Origin of the sequence: Shinella sp., assembly GCF_035998705.1 — a bacterium.
In the GTDB taxonomy this organism is placed as follows: Bacteria; Pseudomonadota; Alphaproteobacteria; order Rhizobiales; family Rhizobiaceae; genus Shinella.
Window position 1 is genome coordinate 1 of record NZ_DASYHH010000017.1, and the last position, 17493, is coordinate 17493.

The window sequence follows — 17493 nt, forward strand, 5'->3', positions numbered from 1 at the left end:
GCCGCGCAAAGCTTGACACATCACTCGAACGAACTGACAACAATTACTGCCTGCAGACCCCTGAAACAGGGGGCGAGATCATCCCGGAATCCGGGGGCGCAATCATCTCGGAACAATGGGGCGGCTTCATCGGAATCGGCAGGTATGCGAGCCTATTGAACACCAAGCGACCTATGTACAACTCGTTGTTCAAAATTCCGGTCCCTCTTCGCCGATGGCCTCGGATCGCCGTTCCTCTCCAAGCCTGCCCGCGAGGGCCAACTATACCCTTCTTGTTAAGCCTGTCGGCGATTACGTCCGGACTAGAGCCCTTTGCATACTGTTCGAATATCCAAACGATGACATCGGCTTCGCCGGGATTGATATCTCTCAGGCCTCGGATGGGCTCACCGTCTGCACCAATGACCTTTTTGATCGCGTAGCCGTAGCAAATGCCGCCAGGCACTCTTCCCTTTTTTGCTACCGTCTTCATTCCTTCTCTTGTGCGATATCGGACCTGTTCCAGCATCTCACTGTTGAGGACGGCCCTAAGGCCAAGCTCCATTGACGACACCTGCGAGCTGCCATGAACGGTCCAGAGTTCGATTTCATGAAAGTGCAACAGCTTCAGCACTTTCGCGCTGTGCTCGAGGTCTCGCGACAAGCGATCAAGGGTCAGGCAGAGAAGGACGTCGAATGCGCCTTCTCGCGCCCCCTTCAAGGCGGCCTGAAGACCTGGCCTTGTATCGAAGCTAGCGCCGCTTACTCCTGCATCGACAAATGTCTGATAAAGCGTCCAGCCACGCTCCAAAACAAATGACGTTGCCAAATCGATCTGGGTTTCAATGGACGCAGGGTTCTGCTGATCTGTTGAGTAACGCGCGTAGATGACCACTCTCTTGCACATGTCGGCCTCCCAAAGACGATGGAGGTGGAAGGTATCACGACCTGCGCTCTCAGTTGTCGGCGGAGAACAAGCTCATTGGAGAGGTCAAGGTGAGGAGACAACAGCGCTTACTGGGGACGGCCAAATTTGGGCATTGAGTTAATTGCGAAACCCTCCATGGTTGGAGGGGCTGCGCGATCCAGCCCTATTCAGATCATCCGGGAGGCCCATGCTAATCGACCATGATAGTGACCTGGATCAGTACGACATCCGCAAGAGCCCTGCTGGCCAATGGGAAATCTATGACCTTGATACTGGCCTCGTCGTTGTCCTGAACGGCTCTCCGCTCCACGGGTTGTTTGTCGAGGAAGCTCAACAGGCAGCTGAGTTACTCAATCAAGAGCGGAAGAGACGGATGCCAGGAGCGATACATTGAGCAAAGACACAAAGGAATTGGTCGAGGCCGTATCAGCTATACACGCTGCACATACCAACGCACTTATGATCCTGGTGAAAACGCTCCGAGAGGCCGGCGTGCTCGATCCCGCGCATTATGCTGCCAATATTCGGATGACGATCGACGCCAACAGAACCACCATTGGGCTCGGCGCTCAGTGACTGTTGATGGATATAGCCGGTTTGCTAGATATCGAAGAGGACTCAGGCACTGCCTGAGTTCCGCGGTCAGCACCATCGTTCGCGCCTGACTGTTGCTAGAGCTCAAAGCGCGAGCCGTTGTGCGCCCCTATCGCGTTCGTCGTTCATGGTCTCACCTGAAGCCGAGGAAGGACAGGACGACCAGGACGATAACAACGAGGCCAACAATGTAGATTATGCGGTTCATCTGTATGCTCCATTGATCGAATGGCCGAACGCCGCTTGCATGTGGAAGTTCCAACCTCGAACGCAATGATTATTTCAGGATTTCCGAAAATAAGCCCTAGGTAACGGAACATCGACTGCCTTACCCTGTTAAGAGGGGCGATCCACCAGTGTTCCCAACACCACTGCTGGCCGCAGGAGGGGGCCGCCCTACGTCCCAGCCCGGTGGCCTCCTCCTAGCAAAAGCTTGAACCTGTCCCGCTTCAGCCATTTGAACGGAGTGTTCGAACGAGCAGACCACTATTTACCAAGCCATGTCCGAAACCGCTCGTTTTTGGGCACTTTCGCCGACGCTGTCCATAATTAGGCAAAATCTATTTCGGACACGCGGCTCATTTCGGACAGCAATTTTGGACAGCTCCGCGCTTGCGTGTAGCTTCAGTAGCGTAAGCCGTACACGCCTCGACAGTTCGTATCCGTGCAGGAGTCGCGCCGAAATTTCTCAGATTCAGCCAGTATGGCTCCCCTCCCACGCGGTAAGGTCAATGTCGATAAGGCTGCGCAGAGTTGCGCGGACCGGCCAAGGGCGGAGCTTGATCGCGGAGGTCCGTCGCGCCTCCAGATCGATCCCTTCGAAGGCGCTGACAAGCCTCTCCACGGTCCAATCTGAGCGAAACAGGAGGCAGTCGGAGACTGAGGCTATCGTCTCGCTCCAGAGGCCCGCTCTCGTTTCCTCTCTCGCTGTCAGGCAGTGAAGGACCCTTGCGAGGTGATCGGCACCGTAGCGATCGAAAATGGACTGGATAGCACCGAAGGCATGTGTTTCGCTCTGCGCGCAGCGCTGTTGGACGGGCACGCACCGCAGGTCAAAGGCGGTCATGAGGGCAGAAGCCTTATTGTTCAGCACCGGAAAAGCCTCGCCGCGTGATATGTGGATACTTCCCCGGTGACAGGCAATGTTCTAGCGCGGGGTAACAGTTTCCGCCTGTCGGAGCTCAACGTTCTCGATTGTGGGAAACTTCTTCGCCCTAAAGAGCTTTTTGAATGCAGGCCCAATTTTGGATACGGCCTTCATGCAGAACGCTGCCCTGTCAGGAGCGGCTGCGATTATCGATGGCAGAAGCGTTTGTAACTCGGCAATCCTAACAGCGGCCTCGGCGGTCTTTGCTGGCTCTAAGGTAGAAGTAAAGGTTACCCCCTTAATTGCGGATATGGGCAGGATCCCGCCTAAGTCTCTGCGAATCTGGAAGTACATTCTCCACGCGTCAAACATGTCACGATGGATAGACTCTAGTCGGATCAGATCTGCGTGCAGGTCAAATTCGCCTTCACTCACCAGGACGGCAAGGCCACCTGGCGAAAATTCGCGATGGGGATACGTGCTGGCGTGCGGAGTAATGAACTTCCAATAGTCCTCTGGAGACACACCCGCATCAGCATGCGGCTTTATTGCATGCTCAAGATAACCCACAAGATTGAGCACCTCGGTTTCCATCGTGGCGGCTTCAGCGAGCAGCACATATGCCGCGCCCATATCTGCTCGCCGCCGCTCGGCGGTTTGGAATGCATAAGTACCTGCGATGGACAGAGCGCCCCCAACGACGGCACCCAAGAGACTTGCTATCACTTCCGAGTATGACGCAACGCTAATTTGAACCGGATTGAGATGAAGCGCCGACAGTGCCAACCCTGTGCAAAACGTGCCGCTTGCCAGCCCGGCCAAAGCAGCGCCCATCACAAACCGGTCGCCCATATCGTCCCCCTATGAATGCCCCGTCGCCATCGTACCAGCGTACCCGGATTATCGGCACCCCCCATCAGCACCGTCTCTGGTACTTTCCGCGTGCCGCCCGCGCATCGCAAGGCAGGACAAACCATCCTCTCCATATCCCTCGCTTAGCGTCGTGGGCGGCCTTTTGCAGGCTGGCATAGGCATAGTTGCTGTATCGGGGCCAATCCATTGCATGGCCTTGTTCGACCATCCAGGCGTTCACGTTCGTCCCATCGGCCCTGAAGCAGATCCCGACGAACCGCTTGTTACGGTCTCGCTCGATGAACTCACACCGGGTCGGGCGTGACGCCGCGAGGAAGTCGTCCAGCGCCTCGGCTGATTCCTTGCCGCAGCGGTATTCCTGGCCGGCCTCGTCCTCACAGCGTTGCCAGCTTTCCGGCGCATCCACCCCGTTGAGGCGCACCCGCTCGCCGCTGATATCGATCGTGTCGCCATCGACCACCGAGGCCCGGCCGATGACGGCAGGATCAGCAAGGGCCGAAGGGGGAAGGAGGAGACAGGCAAGGAGGGCGTATCGCTTCATGGCCTGGACGATGCAATGGCACCGGGGTTTCACGCAAGCTCCAATCGCCGCGCGCGGGCCTGTTCGCGCACATCGTCATCCGTGACCTTATGCGTCGGCATTCCCGCCGGCACCGGGCCAAGGCATTTGTGGATGCCGAGCAGGTGATCCGGGTGAAATTGAAGGATGCGTGCCGGGTTCAGCATCTCCACGATAACGGTGGGCTCGACATTGCCGGTCCAGACGAAGTTTCGCGGATCTGTCCAATATTCGACCCGTGGCCCCGCGATCAACCTCTTGATGAGGATCTGGTGATCACCCGGCACCGTAAACTCCCGGCGCTTGAAGATGGCCACGAAGTCGCCGTGCTTATACCGATCCTCACGGCTGAAAAGCAGCTTTTGGCCATGCATCAGAACAGGTTCAAGGCAATGCCCGTCGCCGGTCATAACGTAGGTGTCGGGCAACTCGCTCGGGTGGTAGTCGAAGGTGAGCTTGCTCATTGGCGAGACTCCCCGTCCTGGCCCAAGCAGCTCCAATCGGTGTCGAATTCGTCACCGTTGTAATCTTGCTCATCGCCGTTGAACTCGGCCGGGTCGCTGTCCTCGTCGTTCTCGTCCTCAAGCTCCCGATCGTCCTCCTCGACGTTGCGGAGACGAGTAGCGCCCTGTCCAGGCCATCCTTCAGGCCAACCGAGCGTGGGCTCGTTGTCATTGCCGGGTTCGAGATCAACGTCGCCATCGAGGAGATCGAGAAGCGCGATCAGCTCCTCAATCTTCGCTTCCACCGCGCGGCGGGCTACACCGATGGGCAACACCATCACGCGCCCTCCTCAAGATCGGCCCACATCGCATTGGCGAGCCACTGACCTGCCGAGAAGCGTTCTTCGGCGCCGAGGCCTGCGTAGACGCCCGTCGCCCTGATCTTGATGGCCAGGCCTGCCGGTGTCCGCGCACGAACGTTTGCCATCTCACTGACAAGACGGCGAAGGCGGCATTCGGCATTGTGGTAGCCGTCGATTGCAGACGCCAAACCCGTTGTTTGAAGTGCCGCCTCTGTGCCTGCCTCGAAGTCGAGGGCTATCGTATGCATCTTCCGAATGCTCTCAGGCATCTCCTCGTCCTTGAAAATCTGATCGAGGCGATAGGAAGGTATGACCATGACACGCCGGCCCGTCGGCCCTTTCATGTCCTTGAATTTCGTGCTGGCCGGATCACGGTAAAAATCGGCATAGCGCCAGCCGCCGAAGGGTTGGTGCTCCTCGCCCGATATCTCTATCGGGATTGGCGGCGCGATAGCGCGGAAGACGGGCGTCAATTCGTCCACGCGGGCTGATGCCTCGACGAGCCGGGCGTAGGCTGCATCGAACTCGTCGCCGAGGGCGATCAGATCAGGGTTTTCTACGGGCGCCGTGGACGCGGTCGCCAGTGGAGCCGAAGCGAGAGCGCTTGCAGCAGCGGCACCGCGGAGAAAATGTCTGCGGGTCGTTTCCATCACAGGGCCTCCAGATAGCGAAGCACGGCAAGGCGCATGGGGTTGGCCATGCCGTCGCAGAAATTCGCGTCACCGAAGAACTTCAGCGCAGCTATCGCGCCTTCCAGGCTGGCGGCTGGCTGGTCCCATGCGCAGAGACGATCCATTGCCTTGCCATATGTCGCCGCCACGACGGCATCTTCGTCAACACCGGGCTCATCAACGTCGGGATGCTCGCGGTACGCCTTGCAGCCGGACAGATAGTCGTTGATCGCCTCAACCAGCGGATCGGTGAAGCCGGGCAGCTTGACTATCGTGTGGACGCCGCGTTCGGTGATGACGACGCGCTCGGCAGCAACAGCAGGATCATCCCTGAGTACGAGCGAAATCCTGCTTGCAAGCCGCGTGATCGTCTGCATTGGGAATTCCGCTGGACGGCGCATGTCTTCCTGCGTCTGGCCGAAGCTGACAGCGAAGTCGTTGCCTGCGGGCTGGATCAGGGCGAATTCCTCGTCGCCAGTTTCCGCCAGCGCCACGGACAGTTGCTTGCCCAGTTCCCGGCACTTTTTCCAGTCTGCTGCATATTCAGGCGTGGAGCGGTCGCGCATAGCTTCGCCGACGGCCAACAAAGTCTTTGGCATGATGGTCCCCATAGGTCTGGAAGAGATGATGGTAAGGCGACGTCCACCCGGTCGGGCGGTCAGTCTCAGCCGGGCGGCGCTGTGCCTGTGACGGGCTCGGCGACGTGGAGCGAGCGAAGGAACGCGTCCTGCGTCCGGTGCCCGCCGTAGACTTCATGGGTGAGGCATTCCATGAGCGTGGTGCGCTCGCCAACGCTGCCATTCAAGACGTACGCCACCTTCGCGGCCACGTCCTCGGGATTAAGGCACTGCACGGCGGCGAATAGCTTGAAGGCCTTCACCTCAGCGCGGAGCGTATGCGCGGCGTGGGCTTTGTCGACAGCGATGCCGTCGGGGTCGAAGGATGCCTCGTCAATCTCCACAGCGCGGCGGTGGAGTGCGATGACGTCGGCGACGGTGCAGAGGGTTGTTGTCGAGTGGAAGCCCATCACGCGGCCTCCCCTTGCAATGTGGCCAATTCCGTCACGAGAGCCTTGCGCTCTGCCGTAATGGTGTAACGGAAGGAGCGGGCGTCCAAGGTCTGGAGCTGCCGTGTAAGTTGCTCGACGCGCTCAGCGGCGCGCTGTGATGCCGTCTTGAGAGCTTCAGCGGCGGCGCGCTTGGCAGCATCCCAGGCATTGGCGAGAGAATTGGCGAACCATTTGCGGCGGCCGAAAATAGTGCTGGGGCGAGCGGTGCGCGTCATGGCACCATAGATCGCCCAAGCGTTTTTCATGATTTGGGAGAGGTTGAAGCGTCGTCCGCGTCCTCCTCCGTCTCCATCGCTTTCTCCGGGCAAACCTTCGGCGGTTGCCTGAACGGGTGTGTTCGGCATGGCTGAAATCCTGTTGCTAACTGGTCACTACATCTGTATTCATAAACTACACATGTAGTCACGTCAACAGTCATCGCTACAGGCGTAGTGAAAAGGAGCAAGATGGCAGAGCTAACCCCTGAAGCGAACCGGGCCGCGCGCGCCATTCTTAAGTGGTCTGTCCGGGACCTAGCGGACAATGCCGGCATAGCCTTCTCAACCGTTCATCGCTTCGAAACCACCGGCATCGCGACCGAGACGACGAAGGACAAGATCAAAGCCGCCTATGCGGCTCATGACGTCGAAATCACCAATGGTGAATACACCGGTGCCCGCTTGAGGCTGTCGAAAGGCTGACGATGACGAAGATATTCATGAGGCGCTATCTCTGCGTGCTGACCAGTGAGGCCGGCATCTGTCGCGTAAGCGTCTCGACCGGCCCGCATGGACACCTCAAAAGCCTACAATTCTCAAGCGATTATCGGCTTAGCCTGGTCGAGACGTTCCAAGTCCCCGCTGCCGTGGCGGACGAGATCAAAAAGCGGGTGGCAGACCTGTTGAAGGGCGCGCGAGTGTTCGGCGAATGGTTCAAGGTCCCGCCGGAGACCGCAGTGGTGGCGCTCAGGTTAGCCGTAAAAGAGGTCACGGGTACTACGGTCGATGGATAGCAGCCAGCCCGGTGTTCGGTTGGCCGGAAAGGGCGCCCATGGCGAATGACCACCTTCATCCAGCGATCCATGGAGTCTTCCTTTGACGAGAAAAGCCGTTATTCCCCATGGAGCATGGCCCGCGCTTTTGCGCGATGAGCATGCTGCAGCATACGTGGGCGAAAGTTCCGTCGAAACGTTCATGTCTCGGGTTGGAACGTTCTGGCCGAAACCCTTTATGGAAACTGGGACAGGCAAGGGAAAGTACAGGGTCTGGAGAAAGAGCGACTTCGACCAGCTTATCGATCCTCAATTGGCTGGTGGGGATCCGCCCGGCTGGTAGCTCGTGCTGAGGCAATTCTACTTGTCCGCGAGCCGGAAGACTGGTTCGATGAAGGAGAGGTGGTGGTCGATCCCTAGAGGCTCGGCCGTGTGAAGGTGGTGGATCGTCTTTGCCGAAAGGTGAAGGTGCCTGAGGAGGGAGCGCAATGCGCACGCAAGAGAGCTATGACAACGCGATCCGTCGGATCGAGGACATGATCCAGGAAATCGAAAGCGCGGCCGAGCCGATGAAGGCTGGCAAGTTCACGCTGTTCAGCTATCGCGACGGTGAGAAAGTCGACGAGACGAGCGCCATCATCGAGCGAGACAGCCGCGTCGTCGAGGGCCTGCAGAGCCTGGTCGCTGTCATCAAGGCGAAGCGCGACGATCGGGACGACGCGGAATGATGGTGGTCCGTGCTCTTCCGCTGGCCGCTGGTCTCGTGCTTGCAATGCCATGTGCGGCAACTCACGCAGCCGAGTGGCAAACACCGTCGGGGGACATGCACATGAAGACCATCAGCGGGGCGGCGAATCCTTTCGTGCTGACCTTGGCCGGAGCCCCGATCGAATGCAGCGTGGCTGACTGGCCGACTACCGAGCCCGTGGGTAAGCTGGGTTGCTTGGATGGATCCACGCACACGATCGAGCTGCTGCACAAGCAGACGGTGAAGGTGGACGGGGTTGTGCTCTTAGGCGGGGTGGAATAGCGCCGCCATTGGACTTTGCCTAAAACCTATTCTGATCCTTCTCCGCTTTTTCAACCTTCGTTGCCCCAATCTTCCGGTTCCAGTCGGCGCGGATCGAAGTTCCCGGCATCTACGTCGCCGATGCGGGCTCTCGCGCTGATAGCGGCGACGGCGAGCCGCAGAAAGTTAGCCAATTGTGCTCGCCTTCGAGAAATCCAACCTCTCAGACAGTGGAGCGATTGCTGCCGCCAAGGGTATCTTTCCCTACGCACGCTCTTGCGCGAACGCTTTACGCCGGGCATTTTTCAGGATTGGCATGGGCCAGCCTTGGGAGGTTGCGAAGAGATGTTCACGGTAGGGAAGCGATACGATTTCCGGATGATCGAGGCCGCTGACGAGGTATCTTTCACTGGGACCATAGAAGCGTTCGAGTACCCACTCATAAAGCTTCAAGACGCCCCACGTCTCAAATCTGAGACCATCGAGACGGCAGACGGCGGACTGATGATTACAATGGTCGAGGACGAAGGCGCGGCGCCTTATCCTGGCAGGATTATCAACGTCACATCCCCACATTTCATCAGCGCGGTGGAGCGTCAGGATTGACGTTCCTGCCCCTACCCTCTCCTGAGGATAGAAACGATGTGCATCCGAAATTTATAAACACCTGCGGCTCGTTAACCTGTCCGACGAGAGTGCGGAGTGGGATCATCTACTCACGGCCCTTAGCCATAAAGAACGAAGATGCTCATCCAAGAAGGCGACAAGAGAACCCCAGCAACAGACTTGATGCTGGCTTCGATTCTGGCGTTCGTTGCTGGGGGCGTGAACAGCGCAGGGTTCCTAGCCTACCACTACTTCTCGGCCAATATGACCGGCAACGTCTCCATGACTTCAGACCACCTGGCAGTCTCGCAACTCGATCTAGCCCTCGGCTTCCTGACAATCGTCGCGATGTTCATCTTCGGCGCCTTCACAGCATCTATTCTTATCGAGATCGGCAAGCGACAGCGCCGCAGTAACATTTATGCCCTGACGTTGATTGTTGAAGCCGTCCTTTTGATACTCGTTGGGCTTGCTGTCGCCCTTAGCGCGCAGCCACTGAACGGAGTGCTGGTTGTGGGCCTCCTGAGTTTGACCATGGGCATACAAAACGCCGCATCGACCAGGATTTCCGGTAGCCGCGTGAGAACGACCCACGTCTCTGGCGTTGCCACCGATCTAGGAGTTGGCCTCGCGATGCTACTAGGGGTCAGTTCCGGCGCCGACAGGTTGGCGATTGTGCCGCGGTTGAAGCTCCACTTGGTAACAATCGTCTTCTTTGCCTTAGGCGGGGTCCTTGGGGTAATAGGGCACCAGCTCCTCGGAGGCGTGTCCTTCTGCGTTTTCGCAATACCCCTAATAATTCTAAGCGTTCGATATCTCAGGTGAGGCACAGATCAGGACATCTGAGCCGGACCGTTAAGCCCGGCCCCCGGCCAGTCGTGCTGAACGGTATTCACCGCTTAGCGGCTACGTCGCTCTCGTCACGTGTCAAGAATTGCAGCGTGACCGCGCCGATGTTCTCCTCGAGCCATTTTGCCATCGCCAATTCTTCATCGAGAATGCGGCGGCAAACGGTGGCTGTCTCCTCGTCCCCAACATGCTCGGCGGTGGCGATAAGAATTCTGTAGCTCGCTATTTCCATATGCTCAAAGGTGTAGCTGGCGAGCGAGCCTTTCACCACCTCATCGCTGGCAAACACGCCGCCCATTCCTTGGGCCATTGCAGTCAGCTTGCCGGCTGCGTCCTTGAACGCGGAGTTTCCTTCCCCGAGCCGATCGAGGCATCCCTTCAGCAAGGAAGCCTGTTGTTTCGTCTCATCGATGTGCTTCCCGATGCGGGCTTTCAAATCAGGATAGTTTTCCAACCGCTCGAACTGTGCGTTCAGCATCGTCTCGGCTTGCTCCTCCATCGCGTGGGCGTCTCGAAGCCATGCGATAAGGTTGTCTCGGGCGCTTGTAGCCATCTGTTCTTCTCCTCTTGTGAAGGAAGCGGAACCCAAGGCCGTGTTGATTTGTTCCCAACGAGAAAGGAGACCAGCCATGACAACATCGGATCAACACAAATCCGTCTCGCCGACGCCCGTCGTCGAAGACCCACATCCGGGCAGCATCTCAGACGGGACGCATCCCGCCGCGAAAGAGCATAAGCCTCCCCGCGCGGATGCACGTAGTGGCGTGGGTGAGCGCATTTCAGGAACTGCCGACAAGCCTGCCCTCAAAAGGGGGCAAACAGACGTCAACGATGAGGCGCCCCGACACCCGAACAAGGGCGCTTATGGATCATAAGCGCTAGCCTGCAGTTCCAATCAGGGCAAAGGAGCGTCAGGCAGCGGGCTGTCTTTGAGCACGTCGCGCGGCTGCTGCTCGGGCTGCGCGCCAGGTGCGGCAAACCAGGCGAACGTTCTGCCGGGGGGGCTTGCGTCCTGACCTTGCCGATTTCCTCTCGATTGCTGAAGAACCAAAAGTCGCCCTCACCTACACGTCAAGCTCGGCCGTAATCCCGCACCTTCTGGCGTACTGATTTGATAGCTGAACCGGCTAGAAACCGCACAGCACATTAACCTTGTATTAACCAAATAAGTGATTGTATCGCCTCAATAAATATCCGCTCATGACGAGCACCTCCCATTTCAATTGAGCATGCCATGACTTCCATTCTTACGAATGTGAGCGCGCTCTCCGCGCTCCAAAACCTGCGTTCTATTTCATCGTCATTGCAGAGCACGCAGAACCAGGTCAGCAGCGGGCTCCGGATTGCGGCGGCCAAAGACAATGCGGCCTACTGGTCTGTGGCGACGACGATGCGCTCGGACAACATGGCCGTGTCCGCCGTGCAGGATGCCCTAGGATTGAGCGCGAGCGTCGTCGGAACCGCATATTCCGGCATGGAGTCCGCCATCGATGTGATGCACGAGATCAAAGCCAAGCTCGTCGCAGCACATGAGGAGGGTGTCGACAAGGAGAAGATCAATGGCGAACTCGATCAGCTAAAGGATCAGCTCAGATCAATCGCGGAGAGCGCATCGTTCTCCGGGCAGAACTGGCTGAGGATGACCGACAATACCGACCCCAAGCAAAACGGCGTCAAGTATCTACCGGCTTCATTCGCCCGCAGTCCTTCTGGCGGTGTTTCAGTCAACAGCATCGAAATCGACATGACTGCAGAGTGGTACAGCACCGACAAGGTTTTTTATCTGATATCCGAGGACGGATGCGACGGCATAATCACCAATTCCGGCTTCTCCACTGCCGCAGGCTATAGCAATGACTGGGTCCTGATCCGCGGCGAGCATCACCCGTTTCATAACGAGATGGTGCTAACAAATGACACGACGAGCGATGACCTTGAGGAAATGACCGTCGTTGTCGAGATGATGACGAAGAGGATGACCGATCTGGCGTCAATATACGGCGCCCTAGAGAAGCGCATTGAAATGTCGGAAGATTTCCTGAACGTTCTCTCAGATTCACAGGATAAAGGAATAGGCCGACTCGTCGATGCCGACATGAACGAGGCTTCGATGCGTCTCAAGGCAATCCAGACCCAAGAGCAGCTAGCTCTACAGGCGCTATCTATCGCGAATACAAGCGCCGAGAACATCATGCAGCTCTTCCGATAGCATTCAGGCTAAAGCGATAGCCAGAACCATTGCGGACATAGCATTCTGTTCGAACGCTCGTAGCGGACAGGTTAGCCAGTGCCTCATTCCGATCGGTTGATGGCATTTGGTGTCGGTTCGACTACGGGCTCGCCTGGCGTCCAGAATATGATGTAGATTCCGGCAATTAGCACAGCTGCCGCCAGAATGGTTACAACGAACCGGCTCATGCCGGCCTTAGTTTTTTGCTCGGTCTCCATGACAAGCGAACCGCATCACCGGACAAAAGTTCCCACTGACACTCGGTTGCGGTCCCCCGAGCCCCTGTCGTTAAAGCGCTGCACAGGGCTTCTGTGATCCGGCCCCCACGTTTCCAGAGGAACGATGTCACGAGCAGCGAAAGAGCCCACCGTTCTGGCTTTGATGAGTAGGGCGTTCGGTCCGGGTGCTACCCTTGGATCACCAGGAGTTCACGCCCATCATCTCCTTGCCGCTGTAGACCTCGACTTTGTTGGGAGCAACGAGTCGCCAACGCTCGCAGACCTCCTTGCCGTCGTCCAGAGCTTCCCATGTCCGGCAGAACTCGTCGCCTTTGATCCGCCATGTCCCGTTGATCACGATCTTGTCGCCGCTGTCGGGTTGAGCGGAACCTTTACCCGTTCCGTCTGCGGCGAGATCCAACGTTCCGGTGTACCCCATGCCTTTGCCGCCAAGCTGTAAGGTCTTGCCACCTTCCAGAAGGGCTTTCAGTTCGCCTTCCTTCATGTCTTTCCCGGCCGCGTACGCAGATAATGCGCCAAAGCCCAAAATGACCAGTGCGGGAATGAGTATGTTGCCCATAGTCTCCTCCTCTAAACAACCGCATGTTGAATTAGAAAAGCGAGGAGTCAAGGCATTGCTAGGTGGTAGGCACTTCAAGCCGTGCGAGAGACTACGAAAAGGCCCGCCGGTGAGGGCGGACTAAGAATGTCATGATGCTGAAGGCGTAAGGTTATTTGATAAAAGCAAAAATCCCAGCCGCAGCGGCCACAGCGGCGAGTACCAAGCCAAATATGACGGCAATCATGTTCACGACCCATCCTTGGTCCGGCTTGCCATCTAGCTTGCTGTCGATGCGCGCGAGCTGGCGTTGGATGCTTTCCAGCGTTCCGCGAGTGTCGCGGGCAATATCTTCGAGTGCTTTTACACGCGCTTCCATACCGTCAAATGTGCCACCCCCGCTACCAGTTTGCAAGGCTATTGGTTCTTGGGACGCTTTTCTCTCTAGGCGGGAGAGGCGTTCCATAAGCTCGTGGCTAATCTTAGGATCACTCATCGGTTGCCTCGTAATCGACCAGGGTCCGCACGGCATTAATTTCTGCCGATATCAGAGCCGACGTTGCGCGAATGGCTTTGGTTACATTCGATGTCAGTTCTTTCGAGGGGTTGGATTGGGTGATGAGTATCTCAGCAATTGCTACCTGCGTCTCCTGGATAGATTGAAGCAACTCTGTGATGGTAAGGCGATACTCTATGAAGCCATCATCTAACATGACCCGGCTTGGTATTTTCTTTTTTTCAGTCAATGCGTCGTCCCCTCACGTCTGGCGATGTATTCGGCATTCAACAGCTCGACCAGGTCGTCGGCCTGCTCGATATCGAGCCCGTCTTGCGGAATGCCATTCACCTCGGCCGTCAGCCCGGTGAAAATGTCGTAGACCGCCCACATGCCGGTGCCGTCTTCGCGCATAGCGTAGCGGTTCTCTGTTTTTGGCGTTTTCATCGCGGCAACCTGCCACGGGGCGGCGAGGAGTCAAGATTGAAGTTGGCCGTCTGGACCAAGCCTCCTTCTTATGTCTCCTGTATCCGGCGTTTAAGGTCACGTATCGCCTTGCTGAGCGGCAGGACGTTTGATCCGCCCTGAACTCGCGGGGAAGGCGGGGCCTCCTCTCCCTGCCCTTCCTTGGCCGTTTCCTGAGCGATCGGCTTGCCCCGGACATGCTCGTGGGTGAGCGTGGGGCTGTCTTCGTACCCGAAGCACCGGATCATGAACATTCGCAGCGTGGCGGCCGTCTTGTGATCGCCTGCGGCCTTGGCATCGGCGATGTCCTGCATGACCTCCACGAACATCTGCTTGGCGTCGAAGGATGCCACCTCCAAGGCCTTCTGCGCGGCGAACTCGTTCAACTCCTTCACCCTCGCCATGATGTCCGGCTGGGCTGCAAGGCGAGCGGCATTGCTCCGGTTCTGCTTGAAACCGGCTTCCTCATAGGCGGCGTCGATGGTCTTGCCCGCTAGACGGAGCAGGCAAAACCTTTCGTGGCGTGGGTCCGACAGAGCGGGCATGCTATATTCTCCTCAGTACAGGCCGACGCCGCCCTTATCGATGGCGTCCCTGAAGTCGCCGCTGTCGCTGTAGAAGCCCCGGCCTTTCTCGTTCAGATCGCCATAACCAACGCCGCGCCCCGTGCCGTCGCCGCCCGGAGGGGTAGACGGGAACATGCTTTGCGGCTTTCCCATCATGACGTTAAACAGGGCTTGAAGAGGCGTTTCGCGAGGGCGCTCTGCGGCCCTGAGGTCACCAAGCTTGGCTCCGACCCCGCCTAGAGCCATGGCACCAACCGGGCCGGCAAGGACGCCGCCGATCGTCGCCCCGAGGAGCGAGCCGATGGTCTTGGAGTTCGTGAAGCTCTTGGCGAACCGGTCCCTGTTGATCGCGTCCTGCTTCTCTTTTTCCGTCTGGGTTTTCTGAGCAGCCTGATCGACGGCCTGTTCGGCGCGCATAGGAACGTCAGCGGTCGGAGTGGTCACTGCGCTGAAGTCCTGCACCGCCTCGGGCTGGGCATACTCGCGCACCTCGAGCGCCGGATCTTTCTGCACCTTCGTCTCGATCGGCTGCGAATAGGTCGGATCGGCCTGCACCTGGGCAACTCGCGGATGGCGGCTGGTCTTTTCGTTGATCTCTTTTTGAAGGACGTCGCCCGCAAGGATATCGTTCGAGGCCTTCATCATCCCGTATTTGCCGTACTGGTCTTTAAGGTGGTCCACCTGCGACCGGGACAGGCCGGCGTTCTCAACGGCGGCTTCCACGCCGGTCGGCTGCGACAAGGTGGGATCAGCCAAGGCGGGCGTATTCCCCTTCATGCCAGCCGTCTGCACCTGTTGCGCAATCCGGGCATCAAGGGCGACACGGGCTTCATTCGCCCGCTGCTGCAGGCTGGCGATATTCTCATCGTTGACGATAGTCGGGCCGGCAAAGCGTGCCGCGTCGAACGATCTTTCCAAGGCGACGTTCGGGTCGCCTAGTCGGCTCGGGTCGGAGTTTGCAATCTGCTCCTGCGTCGGGCCGGCGAAGCGATCCATGTTGAAGGACGCTTCAAGCGCTTCGTTCGGATCGCCCAAGGAAGGGCTGATGGCAGAGTTTGCTATGTCGGACACCATCTGCCCCGGCTGCTCAGCAAGTGCGCGTTCAGCGAACTGAGGCGTCGGCACCGAGGGCTCCGGATCGACCGAGAACATGGACCGCGGATCGACAGGATTTCCGTCCTCGTCTTCCATCTGGAAGTGGAGATGGGGGCCGGAGGAATTTCCCGTGGACCCGACCGTGCCGACGGGCGTCCCTGCTGCTACCTCGTCGCCGATGTTCAGATTGCCGGCAATGCTGCCAAGGTGGCCATAGGTGCTCGTGTACCCGTCGGGGTGGCGAATGCTGACCTTGTTGCCGAATCCGCCGGGCGTGTAGGAAATGTCGGAGATGACGCCTGCGCCTGCGGCCTCAGCGGGATAGCCGCTCTGGCCCGGCTCGAGTGACATGTCGATGCCTGCGTGGTTGCGTGAGCCTTTGCCGCGGGACGTCTGTGGAGCGGCGCGCAACCCGAAACCGCTGGTGATCCGGTCGCCTTGGGCGCCGAATGGGGAGCTGTAACCCTCTCGCTCCACGGCGCCAAGCTCATTGAGCCCTTCTTGAGCGACGGCGTTCTCTATTGCAGTCTGCGCGGCCGCATCGAGAGGGGCTTCGGCAACGGCATCGAATGCGGCCAATTCCGGTCGGCGCTCGGGGACAGCCGTGTATTCGGCGACTGTGCTTGCCACCTCGGGGAGCCGCTCCGGGTTCGGGAGCTTGAAGCCCTTTGCCGTCCGGATGCTCCTGAACATCGGATCTTCGTAGAACTGGTGGCCCGTCGTCTTGTCGACGAGGTTCTTGCCGGCGGAGATGACATGCGCGCGGTTTGGGGTCGCGTAAAAGGTGCCGGTGTGGATCGGGCCGACTTCCTGGACTTCGTCCCATGCCTCTTGTGCCAACTGGCGATATCTCTCGACGCCGGCGGGCAGCGCCTTGTTGTAGGCGTTGAATTCGGCTCGAACAGAGACGACGTCCTTCGGGGTGACGCCGAGCAGCGCGGATCGATTGTGGATGACGCTGGCGATCCCAAGGAAGTCTTGGAAACGCTCCTCTTTGGTGCCACTCACGCCTTCGCCGAGGAGGACGTCAACAACCGATTTTGCAAGTGTAGGCATGTCTCAGTCCTCGTGTTCGGCGCTCAAGCGCTCATGAGTAGGGGGCAATCGAAGTGGGCAGGGTTTTGGCCTCGCGCATGCGGGGCGTGGATGCGGCCTATGCGGACTGCCTCAGCGTGCCCATCGAGCACATGGCCCAGGCGATAGAAACCCTTGCGCGCAGCCGGCTTGATGAAGCCCTCGGCCACCAGGGCGCGCGTGGTGAAATCGTTGATGTGAAGGGTGCGGGACACCTCGTCGGTGCTAAGCAGCCAGTCGCGGAGGGCTCGGCCTCGGTTGAGCACCGTCATGCCGCCACCTTTGCGGCTTTGATGAACCGCTGGGCTTGGGTATAGGTGATCCCGCTCTTGTCCTCGACCCACCGCCGGAAATGGCCGTGCGGCAGTTCGTGCTTGACCCGAAGAAGATCGGCGCCAAGCTGTGCGGCCTTCTCCTCGGACACCCGCTCGTATGGTCGAGGCAGGCGCGGGCGCGCGGGCTGGTCGGTTTCCCTTGTGTAGGTGACCGCCGCGTAAAGCCGGCTGTGGGCTGCCCAGGCCGCTTTCTGCTGGTGGATCGGCAGCGCCTTGAACTGGCGAAGCGTCATGCCGAGCCCGAAGGCGGCGAAAGCCAGAGAACGGTTCTCCCGGTTGGCGATGCATTTGACCCGGGCAAGCTGGAAATTGTTCAGGTGGCGCATCACGCCAAGCCCTTCGACCTCGATTTCTGTGTGCATTCTCAGTCACCTCCGGCTGATTTCTCGCGTCGGATATTAACTGAAATGTCGTTAATCTGAAAGGTGGCTTTGCCGCTCGACCTACCATCTCGAC

Annotated in this window: 26 protein-coding genes; 8 read left to right on the plus strand and 18 right to left on the minus strand. The window is 58.5% G+C overall.

The window, feature by feature from the left end; translation table 11 throughout:
• Positions 1 to 43: 43 nt before the first annotated feature.
• On the minus strand, positions 44 to 886 hold the full coding sequence (locus VGN93_RS13175) for a recombinase family protein (RefSeq protein WP_327507853.1): 843 nt from the start codon (positions 884 to 886) through the stop codon (positions 44 to 46).
• Between the two features lie 411 nt (positions 887 to 1297).
• Here VGN93_RS13175 and VGN93_RS13180 point away from each other — a divergent pair, with 411 nt between their 5' ends.
• A complete protein-coding gene (locus VGN93_RS13180) occupies positions 1298 to 1483 on the plus strand; it encodes a hypothetical protein (RefSeq protein ID WP_327507854.1) in 186 nt (61 codons plus the stop codon).
• A 1165-nt stretch (positions 1484 to 2648) separates the two neighbouring features.
• Here VGN93_RS13180 and VGN93_RS13185 read toward each other — a convergent pair.
• From VGN93_RS13185 to VGN93_RS13220, 8 genes are all read right to left on the minus strand, one after another.
• Positions 2649 to 3440, minus strand: a complete 792-nt coding sequence (locus VGN93_RS13185; RefSeq protein ID WP_327507855.1) for a hypothetical protein — start codon at positions 3438 to 3440, stop codon at positions 2649 to 2651.
• Positions 3441 to 3504: 64 nt separating this feature from the next.
• Entirely contained in the window at positions 3505 to 4002 is a 498-nt protein-coding gene (locus tag VGN93_RS13190) for a thermonuclease family protein (RefSeq protein WP_327507856.1), read from the minus strand.
• Between the two features lie 29 nt (positions 4003 to 4031).
• A complete protein-coding gene (locus VGN93_RS13195) occupies positions 4032 to 4484 on the minus strand; it encodes a hypothetical protein (RefSeq protein ID WP_327507857.1) in 453 nt (150 codons plus the stop codon).
• Positions 4481 to 4801 (minus strand): hypothetical protein, encoded by a 321-nt coding sequence (locus tag VGN93_RS13200; RefSeq protein WP_327507858.1) that lies wholly within the window; start codon positions 4799 to 4801, stop codon positions 4481 to 4483. The genes VGN93_RS13195 and VGN93_RS13200 overlap by 4 nt, the downstream gene beginning before the upstream one ends.
• On the minus strand, positions 4801 to 5475 hold the full coding sequence (locus VGN93_RS13205; protein ID WP_327507859.1) for a hypothetical protein: 675 nt from the start codon (positions 5473 to 5475) through the stop codon (positions 4801 to 4803). The genes VGN93_RS13200 and VGN93_RS13205 overlap by 1 nt, the downstream gene beginning before the upstream one ends.
• On the minus strand, positions 5475 to 6095 hold the full coding sequence (locus VGN93_RS13210; protein WP_327507860.1) for a hypothetical protein: 621 nt from the start codon (positions 6093 to 6095) through the stop codon (positions 5475 to 5477). Before VGN93_RS13210 ends, VGN93_RS13205 begins: the two co-directional genes overlap by 1 nt.
• Before the next feature lie 65 nt (positions 6096 to 6160).
• Entirely contained in the window at positions 6161 to 6523 is a 363-nt protein-coding gene (locus VGN93_RS13215; protein WP_327507861.1) for a hypothetical protein, read from the minus strand.
• On the minus strand, positions 6523 to 6909 hold the full coding sequence (locus tag VGN93_RS13220; RefSeq protein ID WP_327507862.1) for a hypothetical protein: 387 nt from the start codon (positions 6907 to 6909) through the stop codon (positions 6523 to 6525). Before VGN93_RS13220 ends, VGN93_RS13215 begins: the two co-directional genes overlap by 1 nt.
• A gap of 102 nt (positions 6910 to 7011) precedes the next feature.
• Between VGN93_RS13220 and VGN93_RS13225 the strand changes: the two genes are divergently transcribed.
• The 6 genes from VGN93_RS13225 to VGN93_RS13250 all read left to right on the plus strand — a co-directional run bounded on the left by VGN93_RS13225 (position 7012) and on the right by VGN93_RS13250 (position 9975).
• A complete protein-coding gene (locus VGN93_RS13225; RefSeq protein WP_327507863.1) occupies positions 7012 to 7245 on the plus strand; it encodes a transcriptional regulator in 234 nt (77 codons plus the stop codon).
• 2 nt (positions 7246 to 7247) lie between these two features.
• The gene (locus tag VGN93_RS13230) at positions 7248 to 7556 is read left to right on the plus strand and encodes a hypothetical protein (protein WP_327507864.1); all 309 of its coding nucleotides are present in this window, start codon (positions 7248 to 7250) and stop codon (positions 7554 to 7556) included.
• A 467-nt stretch (positions 7557 to 8023) separates the two neighbouring features.
• Complete coding sequence (locus VGN93_RS13235; protein WP_327507865.1) at positions 8024 to 8263, plus strand: hypothetical protein; 240 nt, start codon at positions 8024 to 8026, stop codon at positions 8261 to 8263.
• Between the two features lie 101 nt (positions 8264 to 8364).
• Positions 8365 to 8565, plus strand: a complete 201-nt coding sequence (locus VGN93_RS13240) for a hypothetical protein (protein ID WP_327507866.1) — start codon at positions 8365 to 8367, stop codon at positions 8563 to 8565.
• 324 nt (positions 8566 to 8889) lie between these two features.
• Positions 8890 to 9150 carry a hypothetical protein gene (locus VGN93_RS13245; protein WP_327507867.1) on the plus strand — a complete coding sequence of 87 codons (261 nt, stop codon included), beginning with the start codon at positions 8890 to 8892 and terminating at the stop codon, positions 9148 to 9150.
• Positions 9151 to 9288: 138 nt separating this feature from the next.
• Positions 9289 to 9975, plus strand: a complete 687-nt coding sequence (locus VGN93_RS13250; protein WP_327507868.1) for a YoaK family protein — start codon at positions 9289 to 9291, stop codon at positions 9973 to 9975.
• Between the two features lie 67 nt (positions 9976 to 10042).
• On the opposite strand, the gene VGN93_RS13255 is transcribed toward VGN93_RS13250, so the two are convergent.
• Positions 10043 to 10552: a ferritin-like domain-containing protein gene (locus VGN93_RS13255; protein ID WP_327507869.1), complete on the minus strand. Its 510-nt coding sequence runs from the start codon at positions 10550 to 10552 to the stop codon at positions 10043 to 10045.
• Between the two features lie 681 nt (positions 10553 to 11233).
• Between VGN93_RS13255 and VGN93_RS13260 the strand changes: the two genes are divergently transcribed.
• Positions 11234 to 12208: a flagellin gene (locus tag VGN93_RS13260; protein WP_327507870.1), complete on the plus strand. Its 975-nt coding sequence runs from the start codon at positions 11234 to 11236 to the stop codon at positions 12206 to 12208.
• A 438-nt stretch (positions 12209 to 12646) separates the two neighbouring features.
• Here the strand turns inward: VGN93_RS13260 and VGN93_RS13265 are convergent, their stop codons facing one another.
• The 8 genes from VGN93_RS13265 to VGN93_RS13300 form a co-directional block, all read right to left on the minus strand.
• Positions 12647 to 13027, minus strand: coding sequence for a hypothetical protein (locus VGN93_RS13265; RefSeq protein ID WP_327507871.1), 381 nt, complete (start codon positions 13025 to 13027; stop codon positions 12647 to 12649).
• Between the two features lie 151 nt (positions 13028 to 13178).
• Positions 13179 to 13502, minus strand: coding sequence for a hypothetical protein (locus tag VGN93_RS13270; RefSeq protein ID WP_327507872.1), 324 nt, complete (start codon positions 13500 to 13502; stop codon positions 13179 to 13181).
• Positions 13495 to 13752, minus strand: a complete 258-nt coding sequence (locus tag VGN93_RS13275; RefSeq protein ID WP_327507873.1) for a hypothetical protein — start codon at positions 13750 to 13752, stop codon at positions 13495 to 13497. The genes VGN93_RS13270 and VGN93_RS13275 overlap by 8 nt, the downstream gene beginning before the upstream one ends.
• A complete protein-coding gene (locus tag VGN93_RS13280; RefSeq protein WP_327507874.1) occupies positions 13749 to 13949 on the minus strand; it encodes a hypothetical protein in 201 nt (66 codons plus the stop codon). The genes VGN93_RS13275 and VGN93_RS13280 overlap by 4 nt, the downstream gene beginning before the upstream one ends.
• A 68-nt stretch (positions 13950 to 14017) precedes the next feature.
• Positions 14018 to 14512, minus strand: coding sequence for a hypothetical protein (locus VGN93_RS13285; protein ID WP_327507875.1), 495 nt, complete (start codon positions 14510 to 14512; stop codon positions 14018 to 14020).
• A 12-nt stretch (positions 14513 to 14524) separates the two neighbouring features.
• Positions 14525 to 16684: a M23 family metallopeptidase gene (locus VGN93_RS13290; protein ID WP_327507876.1), complete on the minus strand. Its 2160-nt coding sequence runs from the start codon at positions 16682 to 16684 to the stop codon at positions 14525 to 14527.
• 23 nt (positions 16685 to 16707) lie between these two features.
• A complete protein-coding gene (locus VGN93_RS13295) occupies positions 16708 to 16974 on the minus strand; it encodes a hypothetical protein (RefSeq protein ID WP_327507877.1) in 267 nt (88 codons plus the stop codon).
• The gene (locus tag VGN93_RS13300; RefSeq protein ID WP_327507878.1) at positions 16971 to 17399 is read right to left on the minus strand and encodes a hypothetical protein; all 429 of its coding nucleotides are present in this window, start codon (positions 17397 to 17399) and stop codon (positions 16971 to 16973) included. Before VGN93_RS13300 ends, VGN93_RS13295 begins: the two co-directional genes overlap by 4 nt.
• Between the last annotated feature and the right edge of the window lie 94 nt (positions 17400 to 17493).